Raw genomic sequence first — 24723 nt, 5'->3', positions numbered from 1 at the left:
TTGATTTAAGTACTCAAAATCGGTTTTAGGCTTATGGCATTTTATAAATATAATCTTTTAGGCATTTTCTTTCTCGTTGCCATTTTTCAAATGAAGGCTCAGGAAATTCCAATTAAAAGTATTCCTATTCCTGCCGTAGAGCGAGAGGATGACAAAAAGGAACCAGCACCTACACCTATTAAAATTGAACCGGTCAAAAAGGAAGAAAAACCTACGGTTAAGAATCCCATCACATTTGAAAAAGAGAAAACAGAGTTTTCAATGTTTGACAACAGCACCCTTAGAGATCCGGGTGAAATCTTTGATAAAAAATGGAACAGTAAAGCTGTAGAGCAAGGTTTTAGGATGGAAACCATGGAAGATCAGTTTTTGGGCACTTTTAGGATGACCGGAAAGAAAGCCAACATAAAATGTAGAGACCATGAATATCCTGATGGAGACCGCGTGCGTGTTTTTGTAAATGGCATCGTTTTTATACCCGATCTTTTACTGACAGGAGGCTATAAGAATTTTGATGTCCCTTTGGTAGAAGGTATCAACAAAATAGAATTTGTGGCGCTCAACCAAGGTGAGTCAGGGCCAAATACAGCAGAATTCCATGTCTTTGATGATAATGGTCTGCAGGTATCTTCAAAAAAATGGAATCTTCTCACTGGTGTAACGGCCAGTATTATAATTGTAAAAGAGAAATAGTTTTTAGAATAAAGGGAAGAAAGGCTCTTTGGCAATGACATGAAATCCTAACTCTAGTGCTTTGTTTTGCAGGTCAGTGATGTCTACAACTTGATTTGTATACACGGTAAACACTAATGGGAAAACATCTTTTTCAAAAACAACATCCTTGACGCCCTCAACATCCATAATGGCCGCTTCAAGTTTTGCTTGTTCAGAGGCTTCATCAACATCTGTTGTGAATTTTTTGCCGTAATTTCCAGGAATTATATTTTCAGAGATAAAAGTCATTTTCTTAAACGTTTAATGTGATTCTAACTATAAAATTAGATAAATAATTAGACTTCACCTAATGCAGTTCGGCTTTATAAAAGGTTTTGACGCCTATTGAAGGTAACTTCTTAATCTTAAGATTTTTGGAGGTGTTATAATTAAGTTAAAGGAAAAACAGCCGCATTCTCTATTTTGGAAAACACTTCTTAAGAATCCCTTCTCAATGTCCCTTGTCAGCTCGTTCGTTTTCATATGAAATTAAATGCTAAAATAAGATTGCATTATTAGGTCAGTTTTTTCCAAGTAATATTAGTTGAGACGACATTTATCAATCTGATCGCTCTGCCTGTTATTAACGTAAGGATTATTTATTAATCACTAGTCGCTCTTTTTTGCTATTAAAAGTGAAATTCAAATTCTTTAATTAAATCATAAGATATATACTATAATAAGGCCCTCAGATTAATTAATTGAACAGACACGCATAAAGAATAGTGTATTGAAAGATGGAATTTAAAATCAAAATCCTATATTTGTAAGGTATATAGATAATCAGAGACTTATGTTACTGTATTATTTATTTACATTGCAATCACTAGATTAATCTTTCGACATTTCAATTTCCAAAATTGCTTATCCTAAGTATTGATTGGTATTTCAAAATTAACCCTTAAAACATATTAAAAAAAAAGAATGGCTAAGTCGCAACAGACCTTTAACAAAATTGAAAAAGAAAAAGCACGTGCAAAAAAGCGTGAAGATAAAAGAAAGAAAAAAGAAGCCCGTAAAGCAGAAGGAGGAACCGATGGTATCCAATTTGCTTACGTTGATGCTCACGGCAATTTGACAGATACACCACCAAATCCTGCAGATAAGATTAAAGTAGAAGCAGAAGATATTGTTTTGGGTGTACCCAAAAAAGAAGAAGGTGAAGAAGAAGATCCAATAAGACAAGGAAAAGTGTCATTCTATGACAGTTCTAAAGGCTTCGGATTTATCATCGACCTTGAAAACAATGAAAAGTATTTTTGTCACGTTAGTGGACTCTTAGATGATATCGCTGAAAATGACAAAGTAACTTTTGAATTGGAACGCGGTATGAAAGGTATGAATGCTGTAAGAGTAAAGCGCGTTTAATCCACCTTTAATTCATCCATTTTAATAACATCTCCTGGTGCCATTCTGTTTAAATGAATGCTACCAATGCGCACACGTACCAATCTCAGGGTAGGAAAACCAACCGCAGAAGTCATTTTGCGCACCTGCTTAAACTTTCCTTCATTTAAGGTGATTGAAATCCATGAGGTTGGCCCATGGCGTGCATCCCTTATTTTTTTAGATCGCTCTGCAAAATTGGGCGTATGCTTCAATTTGAAAACTTTACAGGGCTGGGTGTCGTATTTAATGCCTTTGAATCCTATGGTTACACTTCGCTGAAGTTCTTCAACTGCGGTATCTGTAATGGCACCATCTACCTGCACATAATATTCCTTTTCAACGTGGTTGCTACAGATTGTGTTGCTCAAAAAACCATCAGTGGTCAGCAATAAAAGTCCTTCTGAATTTTTATCCAAGCGCCCAATAGGCATCACACCATCAGGGAACTCATAAAGGGCACCTAAAAACTTTTTATTGCGCTCATGTTTGGCGTTGCTCATAAATTGACTGAGGTATCCTAAGGGTTTATGAAGCAGATAATGAACGTGTTGTGATGATTTAGATTCTTCCATTTAAAATACTGTAAACCAGTTCTTTGCTCATTTTTTTTCCTTCACCTTTTTTTCGCACATCATCAAACGTAAACCTAAAATCACAACCTTCTTTATAATGGCTACAACCATAAGCAGTTTTCCCTTTTATGACAGTGCCTTTCTTACACTTTGGACAAGTCAAACTGTCTGAAGTTTCTTTTTTGGCCATTTTTTTTGGTTCCAATACCAATTGAAACATATCATCAAATCTGATGAGTCCTTCCAATTCTCCAGTTTCATTTTTGAATCCTTTAAGATTTACTGTAGAGCCTTTTTGAAGCAAGCGCAGGTATTGTTTTTCTGAAACCTTTTTATCCTTAAACTTAAATGGTAGCAAAAAACGACAGCCATTTTTAAAGTCACTGCAACCATAAGCCGTTTTCCCTGTGATCAATGTTCCGTTTTTACATTTCGGACAGGTTATTGAAGTGATTCCTGCTTTTTTCTTAGGCTCCTTTTTCGCTACCGCCTTATCTTCAATCTTTATATGGGAGATGTTGGCACGTTGGGTTTCACTCCGCACTTCGTACACCAAGGCATCCACCATTTTTTTCATATTGGCAATAAATTGGGCTGCGCTATAGGTGCCTTTTTCAATGTCTTTCAATTGCTTTTCCCACATGCCGGTCAATTCGGCCGATTTCAGCAATTCATTTTGAATTGTATCAATGAGTTGAATGCCTATTTGTGTAGGCAGAACTTGCTTTTTATTACGCTCAATGTATTTACGTTTGAAGAGGGTCTCAATAATGTTGGCGCGTGTTGAAGGACGGCCAATTCCATTTTCTTTCATCAATTCGCGCATCTCATCATCATCAACTTGCTTTCCTGCGGTTTCCATGGCACGTAAAAGGGACGCTTCTGTAAATTGATTGGGTGGCTTGGTCTGTTTTTCCAAAAAGGACGGTTCATGTGATCCTTTTTCACCTTTGACAAAGCTTGGCAATAAGTTTTCTTTTGCAGTACCACTAGTGCCATTGGCAGTTTCAAAAACAACCCGCCAGCCTTTGCTCAAAATCTCTTTGCCGGTGGCTTTAAAATTTACATCTGCTGCTTTTCCAATAACGGTCGTGTTTGATACCGTACTATCGTCATAAAACACGGCGATAAAACGTCTTGTAATAATGTCATACACCTGCTGTTGGTTATACTGCAAATTGCTTTCAACACCAGTAGGAATTATCGCGTGATGGTCTGTAACTTTCTTGTCATTAAAGACTTTTGACGATTTCTTAATCTTTTTTCCTAAAATTGGCGTCGTTAACGATGCATATTTTGAAAGGTTACTTAATATGCCTGGCACTTTAGGGTAAATATCGTTGGGTAGAAACGTGGTGTCAACTCTTGGATAGGTGACGACTTTCTGCTCATACAGTTTCTGAACAATCTTAAGGGTTTCATCTGCCGAGAATCCGAATTTCGTATTGCAATACACCTGCAACCCTGTCAAGTCGAACAATTTTGGTGCGTAATCCTTTCCTTTTTTCTTGGTAATGGACACAATTTCGAACTCGTGCTCCTTAACTTTATTGGCCAATACTTCACCATTTTCCATTTTGGTAAAGCGACCTTCTTCATAACTGAACAACGTGTCTCTATAAAGTGTTTGCAATTCCCAATAGGGTTGAGGCACAAAGTTTTCAATCTCTTTAAACCTGTTGACCACCATGGCCAAGGTTGGCGTTTGCACGCGGCCCACAGACAATACCTGCTTGTAGCCGCCGTGCTTCAGAGTGTACAGACGTGTGGCGTTCATCCCCAAAAGCCAATCGCCAATGGCGCGAGAAAATCCTGCGTAAAAAAGATTATCATACTGTTCTGACGGTTTCAGATTTTCAAAACCTTCCTTAATGGCTTCGGCAGTTAATGAAGAAATCCATAAACGCTGCACTTTGCCTTTGTAATTCGCCTGGTCCAAAACCCAACGTTGGATCAATTCCCCTTCCTGACCAGCATCTCCACAATTAATAACCACATCAGCAGTATCAAATAACTTCTTGACAATCATAAACTGCTTTTGAATGCCAGAATTGCTCACCACCTTCGTTTTAAACTTTTCGGGCAGCATGGGCAAATTGTTCAAATCCCAACTTTTCCAATGCGGCTTATAGTCATTGGGCTCCATCAAGGTGCACAAATGTCCAAATGTATAGGTTACTGCATAACCGTTGCCTTCATAATACCCATCATGTTTACTATTGGCTCCCAATATAGTGGCGATTTCTCGCGCTACGCTTGGTTTTTCGGCGATACAGACTTTCAAAATAAGAGTTTATATTTAAGTTGTTGAATGATGAGTAATTAGATTTCAGACGATGTCACACCATCTAAAAATTGGCGTGTGCAAAGTAAAACTTTTTGAAGGGATACTGCAAGAATTAAGATAAAACACACGAAGGTCCCGCTGATCAACTGAGCACACAAATCACCACCAGACCACAAAGAATTTTTCAATAGTGTCACCCTCCTTTAACCAGCACAAAGGTGACCGCTTTTTATCGAGCCAGGTATTGACCTCAGTTGTAAAATCGACATCATCCAACCAAGCTACATTTTCATGGCAATTCATGATCCAATCTCCTTTTTCGGGAATAAAAAATTGAGCACTTTTAAACCGACAAAGTTGATCTCTCCTGATATAAAACCCGACAACACATGCCGGATTCAATTTATGAAATACTGCGTCTTTAAGATCAAGCGGCAAAAATAATTGGGCTTTAAATAACACTTCTTGTTTAATTTTAGTGAGGGCAAGACCTAAATGTTCAAGTAAGGGTTGAGTTTTGGGATGGTAGAGGAGAGGCAACTGTTTTTCTTTGAGCTTGCTGAGTTTTTGAACCAATGCATCTTGTCTATTCGGACCGATCCAATGTGAAATTTCAGTATCGCCTTCATCGGGATCATACAGGTAAAATTTATAGATAATTTCTAAATGGACGGGGCCAGCTTTAGTCATAAGGAGTACATCCAATTCGCCAATTGTTCGCTTACCATCTTGTATCTGTATGTTGTCAGCTAAAATAGTGCATGAGAGGTCAGCTGCCAGTTGATGGAACACAAATCGCTCCACCATTTTCCCAAGTCTGAGATTATGACCAAGATGTTCTTCAAATGGTTCAGGGGCGCTAGTCCTTAGTATATAAGGTTTTAAACGATATAAATCATCATCACACCATAATATTGGAGTGTTCAAATACCCCTCGAAATTGCGTTGTAAATTGTTTAAATCCATGATTAACCTTCGCAAATTACAAATATCTTTTAGACTAAAAATTGTAATACCCCTCTAATACACTTACCTTTGTAGCTTCTTAATATTCCAATCGCCTAAGCCACATTACCAATGTCTGTAAAAACTCTTTCAGAAAATTTAGAACGTCAAACCGGTAAAGATTTATACAATTACCAGAAAAAAGCTATCGACAAGGTGTTTAAAGCTTTTGATGAAGCTCCTGAAGATTACCATTTGCTTTACCAATTGCCTACTGGTGGTGGAAAAACGGTTATTTTTTCTGAATTTGTGAGACAATATATCAAAAATCACGATAAGAAAGTAGTGATTTTAACCCACCGTATTGAATTGTTGAAACAGACCTCAAGAATGCTGACGGAATTTAATGTCACCAATAAAGTGGTGGACAGTAAGGCCAATTTGGATGATCAGGCAGATTACAGCTGCTTTGTGGCGATGGTGGAAACCCTGAACAACAGACTTCAAGAAGACATGTTGGATATTTCTGACGTTGGCTTGGTTATCATTGATGAGGCCCATTACAACTCATTTACAAAACTCTTCAAATACTTCGAAAAATCCTTTATTTTGGGCGTTACGGCAACGCCGTTGAGCTCTAATAAAGATTTGCCAATGAAGGACAATTATAATGAACTTATTACGGGTGAAACCATTGAATCACTCATTGAAAATAAGTTCCTATCTCCAGCAGAAACCTATCAGTATAATGTGGGATTGACCTCTTTGGAAATAGGCTCCAATGGTGACTATACTGTAAAATCTTCTGAAGATTTGTATACCAATACAGACATGTTGAGAAAAGTGGTGTATGCTTATGAGCAACATTCGCTAAATAAGAAAACGCTGATTTTCAACAATGGCATCAATACGTCTCTACATGTTTATGACACCTTTAAAAGAGCTGGGTATACTATTGCCCATTTAGATAATACAGCTACCAAAAAGGAGCGTAAGATGATTTTGAAATGGTTTAAGGAAACCCCAAATGCTATTTTATCATCCGTGAGTATTTTGACTACAGGTTTTGATGAGCCTTCCGTAGATACCATCATCCTTAATAGAGCTACTAAATCATTGGCATTATATTATCAAATGGTAGGGCGTGGGTCACGTATCTATAAAGATAAAGAAGTCTTTAAGATCATCGATTTGGGCAACAACCTCCACCGTTTTGGACCATGGGGTGCTGATATTGATTGGAATAAAATCTTTGGTTCTCCTAACTATTACTTGGATAGTCTTGTTAACGATGACGATATTGAATCCAATTTTAGATATGAGATGCCTGATGCCATCCGTAAGGAATTTGCCAATTCTGAAGAGGTGTATTTTGACATGAAACAGGCCTATATCGATTCTGTCAATAAAGGCGATTCTTCAAAAGTGCTTTTAGAGCAGTCTATCGCACACCACACTCATATATGTGTTGAAAATAGTGAAGATGTTTATGATGCGTTGGCCTTGATGAAATTGTTGGAAGATGATATCAATCACCGCTTGGAACGTTACACACAGTGCATCAGTAAAAGTACCTATAACTTTGTGAAATGGCTGCATGACGATTACCGGATGAAACTTCGTGCTTACATCAGAGAAAACTTTGATACGGTGTTTGAAGACATCCATGGCCATCCACCTGAAGAATAATCAAACAAACTTCAATTACCTTTAAATTTTATAGTCTAAGATTTTCATTTACCCTAACCAAACACGGATTGGGTCAACATCTTGTGCATTCCAACAACGTTTCTTTCTGATATCAACATATCTTAGGGTTATTGTAGACCTTGAACTTCAAGGCTGTGTTGCCAACGGCGATAAAAAAATAATCAATAACATTACATAATAGGTAGATACATGAAAATAGGAGTTATAGGTAGCGGAAATATTGGTGGAAATTTAGGAAAACATTGGGCCAAAGCGGGCCATGAGGTACTTTTCAGTTCACGTCACCCAGAAGAATTAAGTAATTTGATCAGAGAGACCGAAGGGAATGCGAAAGCAGTGAGTGTTGAAAAAGCATTTGAAGCTAATGCTGATGTGTATTTGCTAGCCGTCCCTTTTAAGGCGATTGACCAGTTAGCAGAATTGTATGCAGGAGAATATGGCAACCGGGTGATTATTGATGCTACAAATCCATATCCAGAACGCGATGGAAAAATGGCACAAGACGTTAGGGACGGGAATGAAAATGCATCAGAATATACGGCGATGAAATTTGGGACTGCAAAAACAGCTAAGGCTTTTAATACGATCAAAGCAGAGCATCTCAAAAATAGAGCCTGGAGAGATCAGGATAGGATTGCGATTCCGTATGCTGCACAGGATGAAGACAGTAAACAAGTGACCCGACAACTGATAGAAGACATTGGTTTCGATGCCGTTTATGTGGGCGATTTGAGCAAAACTAAAATCATGGATCCTGACCAGAAAATATATGGCAAATCTGTGAATAGGGCAGAATTGGAAGCGATGCTCTAACATAAATTATAGTACATACAAAAATGACCTTATCTATAAACTGATAAGGTCATTTTTATTTTCAATAAGTTCCAACTTACATAGTCAAGTTATCCTTGTTAAAAACTTATTCCTATCTTTATCAACCTTAATAAAACAAATTAACGAATGAAGAAACTATGTCTTTTAGCACTGTTTGTTGGCTGTCTTATAAATCCACTGGCAACCCATGCACAATCCACAAAAAACAAAAAAAGGAAGTCAAAAAATCAGGTAGAGGCACCAGCACCTGAAAAAAAGAAAGAGGAGGCCATCAAACCCTATGACAAGGTGATCACCAAAGATGCCGTGACTGATGAAGGTCTGTTTAAGGTCCATAAAATAAAGGACACCTATTTCTTTGAGATTCAGGACAGCTTGCTCAATAAAGACATGCTGCTCGTGAGTCGTATTGCTAAATTACCTTCTGATCTTGGTGGAGGCTATGTCAACGCCGGTTCTAAAGCCAATGAGCAACTCATCAACTGGGAGCGTTTTCAAGACAAAATAGTAATCAAAGTCAAATCGTATAACGCCGTGGCCAATGACAGTTTGCCTATCAACATTTCCGTAAAGGCAAATAATTATGAACCCATCTTATATGCTTTTGATATTGCAGCTTTTAACAAAGATTCATCAGCAGTGGTTATTGATGTGACCAAATTTTACAGCAGTGATGTAAAGGCCATCAGCGGTTTGTCAAGCAGTTTGCGGGAGACTTACAAAGTGCGCAATTTAGATGATTCCCGTAGTTTTATCACCTCGGCAAAAAGTTTTCCGTTGAATATTGAAGTCGTACAAGATTTTAGCTACAACGCTGCAAAACCTCCGATGCTTCCGGAAACAGAAACCATTAGTCTGCAAATGAACCAGTCTATGGTCTTATTGCCATCCATACCAATGCAGCCGAGACTTGCTGATCCGCGTGTGGGCTTTTTCACTGTCAGTCAATATGATTATAGCAGTGAAGCTTTAAAATCAGACCAAAAAACATACATCCGCCGCTGGCGTTTGGAACCCAAAGATCTTGCCGCTTATAATCGTGGCGAATTGGTTGAGCCTATCAAACCAATTGTCTATTATCTAGATCCTGCAACACCTGAAAAGCTGCGTAAATACATAAAAAAAGGCATTGAAGAATGGAACAAACCCTTCGAAACGGCTGGTTTTAAAAATGCCATCATTGCGAAAGATCCACCTAGTTTTGAAGAAGATCCAGATTTCAGTCCGGAGGATATCCGTTATTCCGTAGTACGCTATGTGGCAAGCACCACAAGAAATGCCGTAGGGCCAAGTGTGTCTGATCCGCGGACCGGGGAAATCATTGAAAGTGATATCATTTGGTACCATAACCATTTACGTTCGTACAGAAACCGTTACATGCTTGAGACTGGTGCTGCCAACCCGACGGCACGCACTTTAAATACCAGCGATGAAGAAATAGGAGAAATGATGCGCATGGTGATTGCCCATGAGGTGGGTCATGCCTTAGGATTTCCGCATAATATGGGCGCCAGTAATGCCTATGATGTGGAAAGTTACCGTAATGGCGCTTTCACAAGAGAAAACGGAATTGCCGCAAGTATAATGGATTATGCACGTTACAATTATATAGCCCAACCTGGAGATGAGAATGTACGTTTTATCCGTCAGATGGGACCTTATGATCATTATGCGACCAATTGGGGCTACCGCTATATTAATGGTGCAACTACAGAAGGGGAGACCCCAACCTTGAATAAATGGATCTTAGATAAAGCAGACGATCCGCGTTATAAATATGGCAAACAAAGCAGTCGTTTTGATCCGTCATCACAAACTGAGGATATTGGCAATAATTCTATAAAAGCCAGTAGCTACGGACTCAAAAATTTAAAATATGTGGCAGAGCATCTTCCAGAATGGACCAGTGACAAAAGCAATGATTATGACGATTTAAAAGAATTGCAAGGGGAGTTGTTGGGTGTTTGGAACCGCTATATCGGTCACGTTACCACTCATATTGGTGGCGTTTATGAAGACACTAAAAAACCAAACCAAGGCGGCGTGATTTATACAGCAGCCTCAAAAGCTGATCAAAATGAAGCGATGGCATGGTTACACGACAATGCTTTTGCAACACCAACGTGGATGGTTAACTTTAATATTCTCCGTAACATCGATCACACTGGGTATACAGAAATGTTTAGAAGTGCCCAAGCAAGACATCTCAACAGCATCCTTGCTTTTGATGTGATGGGAAGATTGATTAACGGAAGCGCCATCAGCGAGGATAATTACTCAACGTTGGAGATGTTGCAAGACGTGCGCAAAGGCATTTGGAAAGAGCTGAGCGGCAACCAAACCGTAGATGTTTACCGTCGTAATTTGCAACGTGCTTATATTGAGCGTATGGCGTATTTAATGACCGAAGTTTTGAAACCAAGTCGTTTTGGAGATTACTATAATGTTGATCAGTCGGATGTCAGGGCTTTGGTTAGAGGCGAATTGAATACACTCAAAACTCAATTGAACAGCCGTAAAAACTCGGTTTCAAATACAGAAACCAAATACCATTATCAAGATGCTGTAAAGCGGATTGAATTGATTTTAGATCCTAAATAGAATCTACCCTTGTAGAGTAGTAAAGAAATTGGGTTATTTGCAGGCGACTGTAATTAACCCTTTTCTTTTAGTGGACTTATCTAGTTAGCACTAGTGTTCAGTGCTTTGCGTTTTTTTAAAATCAAAAAGGGATACATAGAGTTTTCAGCAACCTACCTGCCCTCTGCGACTCTGCGACTCTGCGACTCTGCGAGAATTTACAATTCTGCAACAACCAACTCCGCGACTCGGCGCCTCTGCGAGAAACACTATTCCGCGCCTCTGCGAGAAAAATTTAAGAATAGTTTAGCACGCAAAATCAATCTAATTTCAAGTAGATGTCGTAAATTAATAATTATGAAACAAGTCTTATTATATAGTGTGGTATTCGTGTTACTTATGGGCTGTGGCTCCAACAGAAACTATACCGAACAAGAGAACCAAGCGTATCAAAATTTACAGGATTTGATAGCTTCAAAATCTTTGGAGATAGTCTCCAATAGTGCGTCGCCATTTGCGAGTGCAGCGTTTAGCCGAGTGGCAAATTCCAATATTTTAGGTCCAGGAAACAGTGCTAATAATATTGATCTTACAACAAACGCCAACAGATTGATCATTAAAGGCGACAGCATTCAGGGGTATTTACCCTATTTTGGAGAACAGAATTTTGGTGGCGGTTATAACGGAAACCATTCAGGTATCGAATTTAATGACGTACCCGAAAATTATAAAGTTGTAAATGACAATAGAAAACATGCGGTTGATATTCGGTTTAAAATTGACGACGAACATCGCAGCAATGAACATTATAATGTCATGATCACACTATATCCAAATAACAGAAGTACTATAAGAATACAATCTACAACAAGAAGTTCTATTGAATACACAGGACGTGTAAGTCCACTGGAAGAGGTTAAGGATTAACAGGGGGTAGGTACAGACCAAAATATTTGAACACTTTTTCAACCCAAACTTGACTGAATAAAATTAAATATTATAAGCAATCCCAATTGATGGCCGAACTCATCCAGACTACAAACTGGTTTATTTTCCCGCAATTAAACTCACTCTTCTAAGTCGATTAAATGAAGACCAACCCAGCGCTAATCCATTTTTCCACCAAAACAGGTAGCGCACCCAAAAAGACCCATTTTACAGTATGTGGAAAACTCCAATCAGCGCGGTACATCGCTAAATATAGTATGTTGAAAAATTCATAACTATGAAGTAAAAGCCGCGAAAATGGCAGGAATTTCTGAAAAAAAATCGAGGTACTCCGATGCATTCAATGACCTTACCCGTTTGATAGGTGCCGAAAGCATAGAAGAACCATTTATTAAATCCCTTAAAGTCAATTTTTTATCGTAATTTAATTTCAAAATTTGACGGTAATGCTCTTATGCAATCAAGATGAGCTTTTTGATTGATATTGCGAGTAATTGTTGAGAAACATGTCTGTGACAAGGCAACATTTGAAAAAATCCTTAGTCTTTGTAAATTTGGATTACAAAAATATTCTCCTTTAGAATTTTGTACAACGTGAGCTAAAATTTTAAAACTTCAGGTTATGGCTTCAAAAAAGATATTCATCAGTTATTCCAAAAAGGATACAGAGTATGTATCATCGCTTGTACAGGCACTTCGCCAACAGGGCTTTGATGTTTGGTTTGACAAAAATATAATGACAGGCAATGATTGGGACGACACCATTGAAGAGGAAATAAAAAATGCAGACGCTCTGATTCTTATTCTGTCAAAGACCTCGGTGGCTTCAGAAAATGTAAAAGATGAGATGTCCTACGCGTTGAGTTTAGGGAAAAGCGTCAACCCTATAAAAATAGAGGAGTGCAATGTGCCCATGCGCTTGGCGCGGAAACAATTCATTGATTTTGCAATCCTTGGCCACGATTTGGGATTTGAAAGGTTGGTAAAGGATATCAACCTTCAATTAATGGATGATGACACTGTACAGGTACCAAAGGGAACTTTTGTTCCTCCAAAACAACATACGGCGCCAGTTTTTCCAACACCGAAGCCAAAGTCTAACAATAATCTTGTATATATAATCGGAGGCATTATTTTGGGCGGCATAATGGTCGTGGCTTTTATTATTCTTTTAGTAGCTGTATTCACTCCAGATTCTGACAACATAGACGGTGGTGACTATGATTCAGAAAACGCCTATCAAGAAACTCAGCTCAATACAACGGTCGAGGACCAAGATTGGAATAGCACTTACACTAAAAATAATTTGGACAGTTATATTGCCTTTTTATATCACTACGGAAAAACAACAAAATATTATACGGATGCTTATAGTGAAATAAACAAATTCCTTCCCAAAACCGCAGCAGTTTGGTATGGTAGCAAGGGTGGCGATTTTAATTTCAGTAAGCATCTGTATTATGCTGGGGATCAAACGACACCACCACAATACGAAGATATCATAACTCCATTGTTTAAAAGCGAACTCTACGAAGGAGAAAATTATGAGCGTAACGGTTTATTTGTACAGCCGGGCCAAAAACTTTTAGTCTATGATGTTTGGGTGGACGTAAACAATAATATCTGGGCCGGAGTTCGGTATTAATACTAATAATAGTTCTGAAGATCCAATTGCAGTGAAGGTCATCAATGGAAACAAAGATAAAAGAGGAGGAATAAAATGAAGGATGGCGAAGTGCATGATTTATAAGGTACTCCAAATATTCTATTTTACATAATATAAATTATAGAACAATTATTAGGCACATGTGTTTAAATAGAATTGCGAATTGAACCTTTTATTTTAGTTCACATAGATACAGATTTAACACCTTTAGACTTATCACAATTAGATTTAATAGGTAACATTTGAAATGATTGCATTAAAAAAAGCTCACAATCATTATTAAATTTCGCTCATACAAAATAATTTAAAAACAGCAACATTTACTTCAATCAAGCCATCGGAATGAGTTTCTTCTTTATATCAATTCCAAATTAATTCCTTATCTTAAGAAGATGAAAAAAATAGTGTTTTCCATACTCATGATTCTTCTAACAACCTTCGCTACAGTCGCCCAAAACATGTCTTCCCACCAATGGAAAGAAAGGATATTGATTGTTTTAACTACAGATTCTTCTAGTGATGCTTTTAAGAAACAAGTTCAGCTATTTGAAAACAATCGACCGGGACTTGAAGAACGAAAACTACAAATCTATCTTGCCTCCCCAGACGCTTATAAAAATTTTAACGCCAATGATGACCGTTGGAATACTGGTGGTTCTTTGTACAAAAAATACATATCAAAGGATAGTGGTTTTGAACTAGTGTTAATTGGTCTTGATGGGAGCATCAAACTGCGTACATACAGCCTCACTCCTATGGAGGATATCTTTGTGACTATTGATGGCATGCCTATGAGAAGATCTGAGATAAAGCGCAATAAAAATTAAGGATCAGATTGACCTCAAAAGATGTTGGTGGATCAAAATACTATTGAAAACGTAACCATTAAATAGTTTTGATTAAAAACACTTAAAAGCATTAAATCCCTGACTTTGCAGCCATTTCCAAACGCAGCAACATCTAAAATGAACAACGTCATAACTTCAATACCAGTCTTAGATTTAGAGGGTTCAACTATCGATTTAATGACCACATTTAAAATTAAAGTGCTGTTACTTATTATTTATAATAATGCGTTTGAACTACAAATCTCAAGGAAGCTTTCCAATAAACATTTGGAAAACCTCCATAAGGAATGTTTGTCTGGTTGGGAATTAGTGCCGCTAGGTTTTGAAATTTGAATTCATTTATGCTTTCGTAAATTTTAATTAATTATAATCCTAGCAGCAGTTTTAGCATTTTTTGTATGAGCATTTAATATGTAAACGCCTGCGGGTAATGTACTGATATTTATTTGTTCTGTCTGTAGGGTTTCAAGAACCTTGGTTCCTAAAAGCGAATAAATTTCTATTTTTGAAATTGGTGTGGATGAGCTAATATTAATAAAATTTCTTGCAGGATTTGGATACACAGTAAAATTTGCCAAATCAGCATCACCTATACTCAAAGCCCTACAAGCCACTTCGCTTTCCACAAAAGTGCTTGCGTTATCTTTTACTGTCCAATTAGTGCTACTATATGCGGCGTTGTCCACTAAAATACACGTTAGGTTTGGGTTCCCGCCAGCTCTAAAATCAGTGATATTTGTGTTATTACCATTTCGTAAATCTAACTCCGTTAATTGAGCAGCTCCAACATTCACAAAAGTTAACGCTGTTTGCTTACTTAAATCTAAACTCGTTATTGGATCACCACCACCACATTGCAAAGATTCAATTAATACGTTTTGGCTTAAATCTAGAGCTGTAAGTCCATTTGCATAACACCATAAACGTTCCAAAAGTGGGTTATTGGTAAGATCGAGATTAGTTGTAAGCGGGTTGATATAAGAAAATAGCCTTTCTAATTTGGGATTACCAGAAACATCAATCTCAGTTAATTCATTTCTATAGCATCCTAAGTTTTTCAAAGCCACATTTTTTGACACATCAATACTTGTTAGACCATTCTCATAACAGTAATATTGTTCCAGCGCTAAGTTTTGAGTAACGTCAACAGCTGTTGTCATTTTATTATTTCCATAATTTAAATTAATTAACTTCGGATTTTGTGACACATCCAATGTAGTTAGATTGTTACTAAAGCATACCAAATCTTCAAGGTTTGGTGCATTGCTAACATCTAGTGTTGAAATTTGATTATTTGAAAAATTAAGGAACTCCAACCTTGTTAATAGGCTCACATCTAATGTTTCTATTTCGTTGTTCCAACAGTAAAGAACTTTTAGCTCTTTGTTATTGCTCACATCTAAAGCTTTCAGTTGATTTTGATCACACCTTAGGTAATCGAGTTTGTCTAACGAGCTCAGATCCAAAGTCGTTAATTGATTGTTATAACAGCTTAAACTTTTTAGAAATATGTTACCGTTCAGATTTAAATTTGTCATTCCGTTGTTATAACAAGCAAGAAATGCCAGTGCTAAATTTTGTGATAGATCCAAAGAGGTAATCTTATTATCTTGACAGTATAATTGTTTCAGATTAACAAAATCTGCAATTCCTGTTAAGTCGGTTATGTTTTTATTAGAAACATTTAAAGAAGAGACATTATATTCAATATTTGCTGTTGTAACTACGCCATCAATAGGACCGGAATCAAGGCCTAGATCAATAAGAGCTTGTTCAAAATTTGGATCAGGAATTGCAGTGGTTTGCGCTATTGAAATTAAAGACGCAAATAAAATAAATAACAAAGTGAGTAGTTGTTTTTTCATTTATAAAGGTTTAACTATTAAAATTATGTTTTGATTTGAAAGGCAAAGGAATCGCTTTTGCAAGGGACAATTACATTTCAATTATAAAGGTATATCTCTTTGTATATAAGCAATATAACATATGTAACAAATTGTGCAAGATATGTAACAACCTAGATTTTTGAATCTATTTGACATAATAAAACTGGTGTCGATAAACCTTTAAATGTAGTTAAAATGGTATCTCTGACGGTCCTCGGACTTTACAGGCCATGTTTCCGAATGATGTCGCACCTAAAATATGTACCTTGCCAAAAATATACCCAATAGCAAAAAATCTAAGTTATGATCATCCCTAAACTCCATTACATATCTCAAGGAAACTCTCCGAAAGAACATTTGGAAAACATTCAAAAGGCGTGTTCTTCTGGTGCAGAATTAGTACAATTGCGTTTAAAAAATGTGTCAGAAAAAAAAGTCTTAAAAATAGCTGGGGAAGCGAGAGAAATTACTTCTCATTTTCAAACCCGGTTACTTATAAACGATTATTACAAAATAGCAAAAACCGTCAAAGCTGATGGTGTCCATTTAGGAAAAACAGACGCCTGCCCTACTCTAGCGAGAAAACATTTATACACTTGGCAAATGATTGGCGGCACAGCAAATACTTTGCAAGATTGTGAAGCATTACTTACCAAGGAAGTTGATTATATCAGTTTAGGGCCTTTTAGGTTGACGACAACCAAAGATAATTTGGCTCCGGTTCTAGGATTAAACGGCTATACCGCGATTATGGACGTCTTAGAAACGGAAACGCCCATTATTGGTGTTGGTGGCATCACCACAGATGATGTTACAGCTATTTTAGAAACAGGTATTTCGGGAATTGCGGTATCGGGAGAAATTACCCGCGATTTTAATACCGTAAAATTATTTAATCAATTACTGAATGCCTCTGCAACCGCGGAACAAAGGCATACGTTTGAATAGAATTCAGTATTTAGTACAAAGTATTAAGAATCCAGAATAAGGATTTGCACACTGGTTTTGGATAAATTTATTTTGTTTTTTCTCTTTTCTTCGTTTTCATTTCTTGAAACAATTCTTTAAACAAACCACGGGCAATCAATACTTTCATGATCTCATTTGTGCCAGCGTAAATTCTGGCTACCCTATTATCCGCATACATACGGGCAATTGGATAATCCCATATATACCCATATCCTCCAAATAACTGCAAGCACTCATCTACCACGTTATTGTGCATTTCTGTGGCAGAATATTTCGCCATGGATGCGCTTTCAGCAGTGAGTTGATGACTTGACACTAACAGTGTGCAGCGGTCTAAAAAAGCTTGATGCACTTGTAATTGTGTGGCACATTCGGCCAATTTAAATTGTGTGTTTTGAAATCCGGCAATGGGCTGTTTAAAAGCAGTTCTTGTCGAGGTATAGGCAATCGTTTTTTCAATGGCGCCTTCTGCGCCACCAATAGCATTGAGCGCTACTGTCAAACGCTCTCTAGCCAATTCGGTCATCATAATTTTGAATCCTGAGCCTTCTTCACCCAATAAATTTTCTTTTGGAACTTTTACGTTATCAAAGAACAATTCGCAGGTATCTTGGGCTTTCATCCCTATTTTTTTGAAAGGCACCCCTTTTTCAAAACCTTCAAAAGTACTTTCCATAATCAATAAAGACACACCTTCTTTGGCTGTTCCTACGTTGGTTTTAACTGCAACGACAGACATGTCACACATATACCCATTGGTAATAAAGGTTTTTTGTCCGTTTACCAGATAGTGGTCGCCTTTATCTACGGCGTTTGTTGTGATAGACTGAAGATCACTACCACAGCTGGGCTCAGTCATACCGATGGAAGTAATCATTTTTCCGGTAGCCATTGGCGGGAGATACTTTTGCTTTTGGGCTTTGGTACCATACTTTACGAGATAGGGCGCAACAATATCAGAATGTAATGAAAAACCTGGTCCGCTGATGCCTTCCTTTGCTAATTCTTCAATAAATAAGGCGTTAAAGCTGAAATCCAAACCACTGCCACCATACTGTTCAGGCATATCTATGCATAGTAAACCCAAAGCTCCTGCACGTTCCCAGATGTCTCTGCTCACCATCCCATTTTTTTCCCATGCATCTGTTTGATCTATAATTTCATTGTGTATAAAATCCCGGATCATTGTTTGCATCATTTGATGTTCTTCTGATGCGTATATTTCGCGTGCTAATAAAACGTTCTGTAACATATAACCTGATTTTTTGGTTTAGTGAAAGATTCAACAAATCAGAAATTTAAGTAAAATCTAGTGAATATAGTTCAAGTTACATAAAGCAAATACATTATAGGACAAATAGGCTTCAAGTTATAATTGCATTTTTTGCATGATAGTTTTTTAGACTAATATGCTATTGATAAAATTTAATACAGCAGTAACAGATTCTACTTTCTGTGGCGATGAGCTTGCTATTTCTACCGCAGTATCAACAATAGTTTGCCAGCCCAAACCCGCTGTAAATACTGGAATTAACTGCATCCATTTGGGCCTGTTAACATCGAAAGAATTTCTATAAACACTAGGAAAAGCAACTACAGAAACTATTATTGCAAACAATACAAAGTAATAATCTTGGTAGACTTCACCTAGAGAACCTAGATTTCTAGCCTCTTTATAAAAGGCATAAAATGGTTGTATTAATACACCTAAAAAAAGTGCTAACCATTGAAATATTGCTTTTGGACCAGTCCCAGTAGTATCACCTTCTGAATCTGATTTAAAAATAGAAGGTCCTGCCGCTTCTCGGTAAAGGGAGAAGTAATTTTGTGAAGCCATAATAAATAATTTAGAATATTATTAAACTTTCAATCTCTTCAAATAACATTTAAAATCCTTAATATCAGTATTTGATAAATTATTAAGATCTGAAAACCTACTGACCTGTGTCAGCGGTAAGTTAATCTAAAGTCATAGGTACTTTTATTTCGGTTTTCAAACCACACCAATAAATTTCTTTCCAATTGTCAGGATTGCACCGCTTATTTTATTAATGTTGTCAACCAATTTTTGCTGCTTAACTTTATCTTCACTATCAGCATTAATTATTTTCAAAAGTTCTTCAAGTTCCTTTCTATCTGTTTCCTTTGGAAATAGTGTTAGAATCTCTTCAGCAGTTAACATGGTCAAGCTTGAAATTTCATCTGCAAAAATTTTCTTGCTCTTTTCACTTGCGGCTTCGCCTATTTCGCTCTTTTTTGCCATAATCTTATAATTAGTTAATCATTATTTTACAATTGATACTTAGCTTTAACTTTAGTAATTGCTTCTTCAACAGCAATGTTAATGGCATCTATCGACAGTCCTGGTTTAATGGTGTCTAAAGTAGAATTAATTGTTTTACGCTGAGAATCATTTAACTTTTTGAGGTTCTCTATCCAATTTCCAGTGGTAGTGTGCAAGGAAACTGCATTGGTATATTCTGTCGTTATAGAGGTTTTTAAATCGAATCTGATCTTTTCAATTGGTGCAATGAGTTCTTGGTATTCAGCCACCAAGTCATTATACAAACTCGGGAAATCCTGCTCTTCGTCATACTCTCGATTATTTATTTCCTTGAAAGATGCCATCCAGTTGGCGCGAAACACTGGTCCATATTTAGAAAAGAAGAAGTTTTCAAACACTGTGATTTTTTGATCAATGAACGAGTCCACCATAGCCAAATGAGACACTTTTAAAGCCTCAATAATTTCTAATTCTTTGGAATGAGCCTTTGTGATTTCGGGTGGAATGGTTGCACAACCACTTATAAGCAGGATGACGAAGATGATCATTAGTTTTTTCATGACGTTGGTAACAGAGTATTAGTTATAAAAATATTACAGGTTAAATCGAGAGAACATACCCAACAAAGGGTATTGATTGTACAATTGTAATTCTTACGTGGGGAGATCTTAATCACTCATAATAAAGTGGTTAAGTAAATATATAAAAAAATGATTACATAGAATTCATTTCATGCCTGCATTATAGGGCCAACTTATGGTATGGCAAAAAAAGGGTATAAAGTCAGGTTGTTGCTTTTGTTATGGAAGCGCTGAAAAAGTTGCGTGGATTTGGTGATCAACAATTAAATGATGCCTATCACACCTTAATATTCTGATTCACCCTAAATAAATTCCCTGGATCATAGGCGGCTTTGATTTTTAACAATCGCTCGTAATTATGTTTGTAACTGGCTTTCACACGTTCTTGCCCTTCATCCATCAAAAAATTGGAATACGCACCGCCCGATGAATAGGGATGTAATGCTTCCCAATAGTCTTTACACCAATTCGTAATTGTATCCGCATTTTTAGGATCTGGATCTACGCCAACAATGACGCCTGCATAATTGGCATCTCGATACGCCCAAGGCGTTTCTTCCGCGCCTACTCTACTTGCGGCACCACTGATAGGATATAAATGCATTTGTGATAAGGGCGTTGGTATTTTAGAACCGAACTTTAAATGTTGCACGCTTACTTCTGGACTTAATTCTTTAAAGAAATCGGCTCGCCAATACCATTGTAAACCGTGAGGGAAAAAGCCGTCAAATAGGGCCTGTATTGCAGGATAAGGCATTTCGCCAACATGCGCAAACACGGGATTGAGGTCTAATACTGTTTTGAAAAGTGTGTCAAACTCTTCTTGACTCCCCGTATAGCACCATACAATGGCGCAGAATTTTTTGTTGTGCAATTCTTTAGGAAAAGGCGCTCCAGGAATAACCATCGTCGCGATAAAACCATTTAAGTCATCTGGCGCATTCATGATAAAATCATGATACCATGCCATAATCTCTTCTGTTTTTTCAATAGGAAATAAGGTGGGTCCACCAATCACTGTTTTTAAAGGATGCGCTTGAAATTTAAATGACGTGACAATGCCGAAGTTTCCGCCACCACCACGAATTGCCCAAAACAGATCTGTTTTTTGGTCTTTATTGACCGTAACAAAAGAGCCATCCGCCAGCACCAAATCTGCTTCCAATAAATTATCGATGGTCAATCCATATTTCCGAGATAAATGGCCAACGCCACCACCGAGGGTCAAGCCACCAACACCAGTTGTAGAAATGATGCCTGAAGGCACCGCCAATCCGAAAGGATGTGTGGCGTGGTCTACTTCTCCCCAAAGGTTTCCGCCACCGACTCTCACGGTATTGTTTGAGGTATCTACACGAACCGATTTAAGTCCAGATAAATCGATGACTAAGCCGCCATCACAAAGACCTAATCCGCCGCCATTATGTCCGCCGCCTCTGACAGCAACAAGTAAATTGTTTTCTCTGCCAAAATTCACGGATGCAATTACATCGGCAACGTCTACACACATAGCGAAAAGTCCTGGGCGTTTATCAATCATGGCGTTGTAGACTTTTCGTGTGTCATGATAGTCTGCGTGCGATGGTTGGATGAGGCTTCCTCTTAATTGTGAGGCAAATGCTTCAATTATTGAAGGGTCTAGTGATTTTACTGAATTTGACATGATTCTTGGTTTTAAGTTGGTTAGAGTTTATTTATTTTGAAACAATCATTCTTATTAAGGACCATAAAATGGCCAATCCCACTTTTTTGGAATCTTCGGAGCTATTATTTTAAATGATCTATGATTGGAAATTAAGTAAGCAAAAGATTTTAACTTTTGGTCATTTCAATCATGTGATTGATGACATGTGTGTGCTCTTTCTGAGGACTGAACATCACGATTTCCGCATCTGCATTGACCTTTACATTGTGTCCTGCCGGCCAATAAAACAATTCCTTTGAACCTACATTCTCTTCCATTCCGTTGGCATCAGTTGTAGTAATCTCGCCGCTTAACAAGTAACCCCAATGTGGGCATTGGCATAGATTCCCTTCAAGTCCCATAAATAAGGGCGTTGTGTCCACTCCTGCAGACAAACTAAAATATTCTGCACTCATTTTCCCTAGTCCTGTGGCATCTCCAAAGTTTGTTCTTTGACGTAGAATAGCGCCAGGAATCTCCATTTTCACCTCGATGTCGTCTTTTGAAATTTTCATGTCTTTTGAATTTAATTGTTGTGGTTATAAATTGATTTACATCAAAAGTAGCATAGAAAAATGCGCTATGAATCTACAAATAGACCAAATAATAATAGTTTTAGACCAGACAAGAAGTAATGGGTAATTATTTGTGAAACAGTAATTTATTTAGGAAGTATACATATTGGAAGGCAGAATTCCATATTTTTTATGGAAGCATTTTGAAAAGTAAGCCGGACTACTAAAGCCTGTTTGATAGGCTATTTCAGAAATATTAGAGCGTTGTTTTTCCAACAATCCCAAGGCTTTATTTAGGCGATACTCTCTTAAAAAGATATTAGGTGGTTTCCCAACCAAATGCATCATGGTTCGGTATAATTTAGATTTACTAAAACCTAAACTTTCTTCAAAATCATTGACATTTGTTGTCGTTTGCGACCAAGCACTTTCCGTATAGGCCATCAAGTGCGTCATAAAATCAACATCGGTGCTCGATAAAACCCGTATGGCTTTATTTTCGGGTATAGATATATTTTGGTTTTCCCCTTCGTAAAGATCTCTTACATCTTCTGTAATAGAAAAATCGCCGTTGACGATATCGCTCAAATAATCGGAGATTTTTATGGTGTCTTCAAAAAGCCCTTCGCTTTTAGCTACAGGTACGCCACCACTAATGCCTATTTTAAACTCTAAATCTGGCGTAATGACACAATTGTGTACTTCTTGAATTTTTACACCACACTGCATCGCATCCGTGACAGAGTCAAAGGATATCAAGAAGGTATTGGATTCCTGCCGAACTAAACGTCCATGAAATTCAGAGGTCAAGGTTTTTATGGAGGTTGTATACCCTCTAATAGCGGCGTTTAAAATATCATAACTGGAGGTTCGTAAGACCTTATGTTTTAGTTTAACCACCATGATGGTTCTAAACGCAGGATCGTTAATAATATTCAGGCTTGTGTTTTTTGATTTTTTTGGGTCTTCTATGCGCCCTAAAAATGATTCTACAATGGTATCATTCACTTCTATAATACGTTGTGGCACCGCACCATGCGAATTTTGATGCAAATCTAAAACCGCCTGTTGGTTGGGAGCTTCTATTAAGCAGAACGCAGTTTGTCGTTTTTCATCGCACCAATAGGTCAAGCCACGACAGTTATATTTGTGTTCAATTTCTAAATCGGCTTGATGCATTTCGGCAACGTGCTTTGCTGAAACGCCGTCAGGAAGATCATGGAAATCCATATAGATTGGCATATACTTGATTTTGAATACAATGTACGTTAATTTTTTTTAAAAATGTTCGATCTAAAACACCTACATCATTGTATGGTTGTGACTTTTTTATGATGCTTATTTCTTATAAATTCTATGAAAATAAACGTATGTCCCTCCCTATACTTCTGCTGTACTCAGCACAAGTTAAACACATAAAAAAATCTTCAAGACACGAATTATACTAACGGACACGCCTGTTAATTTTTAGAATTTGATGTTTCAATTTTGGTACTTAATCTAATCATCCTCGGTCAATAGGATCTATTTATCATCCTTAAGCATCTCTACAATTTTACCTATCTTGTAAAAAACTTCAACAGCTTCCAGAACAGCAACTATCCTATGAATATCACTGACTTCCTCATCTCCTTAGTACCTTTAAAACCAGACGAGTTGACTGATATTCTTGCGCATTTCAAGAAACAATCGCTGACCAAAAAATCAAATTCTTGTCCGTCAAGGTGAGGTTTGCAAATCCCTATATTTTGTGGAACAAGGCATGGGCCGAAGTTATTATCTCAATGAGAATGGCAAAGAAATTACCCAATGGTTTTTTGGCGTTGGTAAGTTTATGACCAGTGCAGACAGCTTTTTTCAACAAACGCCGAGTTTATACAATTTAGAAGTGCTCGAAAATTCAATTGTCTATTGTATCCCTAAGGAAGACCTCGATCTACTGTTTGCCAAATACCACAAAATGGAAAAATTAGGCCGATTGGTCACTACCGAGATGCTGACAAAAATGGTCAATAAACTTAACGCCCTTCAGTTTCAAACCGCAAAGGAACGTTATGATTATATGCTGGCCGAGTTTCCGGATATTTCCCATCAAGTACCCTTAGGTCATATCGCGTCTTATTTGGGGATGACACAAGAAACCTTAAGCCGCATCAGAAAAGGCGATGCCCGAAAATAACCACCACCATTTAGTGAACAGTTCTAAATTCCCTCACACCTACCATCTCACACCTAACCTTCCCATCGCCCCACTATTTGACCTATGTCAAAAGAAGAGTTAAACTTCAGTGATATCTTTGTAGTGTATTTA

At 37.4% G+C, this 24723-nt stretch carries 23 protein-coding genes; 11 read left to right on the top strand and 12 right to left on the bottom strand.

The genetic code is table 11. The features are described 5' to 3' along the window. Positions 1-33: 33 nt before the first annotated feature. Entirely contained in the window at positions 34-693 is a 660-nt protein-coding gene (locus A9996_RS04255; protein WP_083993840.1) for a hypothetical protein, read from the top strand. A gap of 3 nt (positions 694-696) precedes the next feature. Here A9996_RS04255 and A9996_RS04250 read toward each other — a convergent pair whose 3' ends face one another. After that, positions 697-963, bottom strand: a complete 267-nt coding sequence (locus A9996_RS04250) for a hypothetical protein (protein ID WP_066431293.1) — start codon at positions 961-963, stop codon at positions 697-699. A 675-nt stretch (positions 964-1638) separates the two neighbouring features. On the opposite strand from A9996_RS04250, the gene A9996_RS04245 reads away from it, so the two are divergent. Continuing rightward, positions 1639-2082, top strand: a complete 444-nt coding sequence (locus tag A9996_RS04245) for a cold-shock protein (protein WP_066431290.1) — start codon at positions 1639-1641, stop codon at positions 2080-2082. On the opposite strand, the gene A9996_RS04240 is transcribed toward A9996_RS04245, so the two are convergent. The 3 genes from A9996_RS04240 to A9996_RS04230 form a co-directional block, all read right to left on the bottom strand. Further along, positions 2079-2675, bottom strand: a complete 597-nt coding sequence (locus A9996_RS04240) for a pseudouridine synthase (RefSeq protein ID WP_066431287.1) — start codon at positions 2673-2675, stop codon at positions 2079-2081. The two genes, A9996_RS04245 and A9996_RS04240, sit on opposite strands and share 4 nt — an antisense overlap. Further along, on the bottom strand, positions 2662-4959 hold the full coding sequence (locus A9996_RS04235) for a DNA topoisomerase 3 (protein ID WP_066431285.1): 2298 nt from the start codon (positions 4957-4959) through the stop codon (positions 2662-2664). The genes A9996_RS04240 and A9996_RS04235 overlap by 14 nt, the downstream gene beginning before the upstream one ends. A 162-nt stretch (positions 4960-5121) precedes the next feature. Further along, complete coding sequence (locus tag A9996_RS04230) at positions 5122-5928, bottom strand: DUF1853 family protein (RefSeq protein WP_066431278.1); 807 nt, start codon at positions 5926-5928, stop codon at positions 5122-5124. Positions 5929-6039: 111 nt separating this feature from the next. On the opposite strand from A9996_RS04230, the gene A9996_RS04225 reads away from it, so the two are divergent. From A9996_RS04225 to A9996_RS04195, 7 genes are all read left to right on the top strand, one after another. Next, positions 6040-7596, top strand: a complete 1557-nt coding sequence (locus A9996_RS04225) for a DEAD/DEAH box helicase (RefSeq protein WP_066431275.1) — start codon at positions 6040-6042, stop codon at positions 7594-7596. Positions 7597-7806: 210 nt separating this feature from the next. Continuing rightward, the gene (locus A9996_RS04220) at positions 7807-8430 is read left to right on the top strand and encodes an NADPH-dependent F420 reductase (protein ID WP_066431272.1); all 624 of its coding nucleotides are present in this window, start codon (positions 7807-7809) and stop codon (positions 8428-8430) included. Between the two features lie 147 nt (positions 8431-8577). After that, positions 8578-11052, top strand: coding sequence for a zinc-dependent metalloprotease (locus tag A9996_RS04215; RefSeq protein WP_066431270.1), 2475 nt, complete (start codon positions 8578-8580; stop codon positions 11050-11052). A 336-nt stretch (positions 11053-11388) separates the two neighbouring features. After that, positions 11389-11958, top strand: coding sequence for a DUF4251 domain-containing protein (locus A9996_RS04210; protein WP_083993839.1), 570 nt, complete (start codon positions 11389-11391; stop codon positions 11956-11958). A gap of 643 nt (positions 11959-12601) precedes the next feature. Further along, positions 12602-13624 (top strand): toll/interleukin-1 receptor domain-containing protein, encoded by a 1023-nt coding sequence (locus tag A9996_RS04205; protein WP_066431266.1) that lies wholly within the window; start codon positions 12602-12604, stop codon positions 13622-13624. Positions 13625-14037: 413 nt separating this feature from the next. Next, the gene (locus A9996_RS04200) at positions 14038-14472 is read left to right on the top strand and encodes a DUF4174 domain-containing protein (RefSeq protein ID WP_066431264.1); all 435 of its coding nucleotides are present in this window, start codon (positions 14038-14040) and stop codon (positions 14470-14472) included. 138 nt (positions 14473-14610) lie between these two features. Beyond that, positions 14611-14826 carry a hypothetical protein gene (locus tag A9996_RS04195; RefSeq protein ID WP_066431262.1) on the top strand — a complete coding sequence of 72 codons (216 nt, stop codon included), beginning with the start codon at positions 14611-14613 and terminating at the stop codon, positions 14824-14826. A 23-nt stretch (positions 14827-14849) separates the two neighbouring features. Here A9996_RS04195 and A9996_RS04190 read toward each other — a convergent pair whose 3' ends face one another. Beyond that, positions 14850-16358: a leucine-rich repeat domain-containing protein gene (locus tag A9996_RS04190; protein WP_066431259.1), complete on the bottom strand. Its 1509-nt coding sequence runs from the start codon at positions 16356-16358 to the stop codon at positions 14850-14852. 324 nt (positions 16359-16682) lie between these two features. Between A9996_RS04190 and thiE the strand changes: the two genes are divergently transcribed. Beyond that, positions 16683-17327 (top strand): thiamine phosphate synthase, encoded by a 645-nt coding sequence (gene thiE / locus A9996_RS04185; RefSeq protein WP_066431257.1) that lies wholly within the window; start codon positions 16683-16685, stop codon positions 17325-17327. Between the two features lie 67 nt (positions 17328-17394). On the opposite strand, the gene A9996_RS04180 is transcribed toward thiE, so the two are convergent. From A9996_RS04180 to A9996_RS04150, 7 genes are all read right to left on the bottom strand, one after another. Then, complete coding sequence (locus A9996_RS04180) at positions 17395-18600, bottom strand: acyl-CoA dehydrogenase family protein (protein WP_066431255.1); 1206 nt, start codon at positions 18598-18600, stop codon at positions 17395-17397. A gap of 147 nt (positions 18601-18747) precedes the next feature. Continuing rightward, positions 18748-19185 (bottom strand): hypothetical protein, encoded by a 438-nt coding sequence (locus A9996_RS04175; RefSeq protein WP_066431253.1) that lies wholly within the window; start codon positions 19183-19185, stop codon positions 18748-18750. Between the two features lie 156 nt (positions 19186-19341). Further along, entirely contained in the window at positions 19342-19611 is a 270-nt protein-coding gene (locus A9996_RS04170; RefSeq protein WP_066431251.1) for a hypothetical protein, read from the bottom strand. A gap of 26 nt (positions 19612-19637) precedes the next feature. Continuing rightward, positions 19638-20192: a hypothetical protein gene (locus tag A9996_RS04165; RefSeq protein ID WP_066431249.1), complete on the bottom strand. Its 555-nt coding sequence runs from the start codon at positions 20190-20192 to the stop codon at positions 19638-19640. Positions 20193-20490: 298 nt separating this feature from the next. Further along, a complete protein-coding gene (locus tag A9996_RS04160; protein WP_066431248.1) occupies positions 20491-21876 on the bottom strand; it encodes an FAD-binding oxidoreductase in 1386 nt (461 codons plus the stop codon). 149 nt (positions 21877-22025) lie between these two features. Next, complete coding sequence (locus A9996_RS04155) at positions 22026-22412, bottom strand: cupin domain-containing protein (RefSeq protein WP_066431245.1); 387 nt, start codon at positions 22410-22412, stop codon at positions 22026-22028. 150 nt (positions 22413-22562) lie between these two features. Continuing rightward, positions 22563-23654: a nickel-binding protein gene (locus A9996_RS04150; protein WP_066431242.1), complete on the bottom strand. Its 1092-nt coding sequence runs from the start codon at positions 23652-23654 to the stop codon at positions 22563-22565. A gap of 508 nt (positions 23655-24162) precedes the next feature. Here A9996_RS04150 and A9996_RS04145 point away from each other — a divergent pair. Beyond that, on the top strand, positions 24163-24591 hold the full coding sequence (locus A9996_RS04145) for a Crp/Fnr family transcriptional regulator (RefSeq protein WP_248912318.1): 429 nt from the start codon (positions 24163-24165) through the stop codon (positions 24589-24591). Positions 24592-24723: the final 132 nt, after the last annotated feature.

Origin of the sequence: Gelidibacter algens, from assembly GCF_001678675.1 — a bacterium.
Classification (GTDB): Bacteria; Bacteroidota; Bacteroidia; order Flavobacteriales; family Flavobacteriaceae; genus Gelidibacter; species Gelidibacter algens.
The sequence above is the reverse complement of the archived record's forward strand: the minus strand, read 5'-3'. Positions and strand labels throughout refer to the sequence as shown.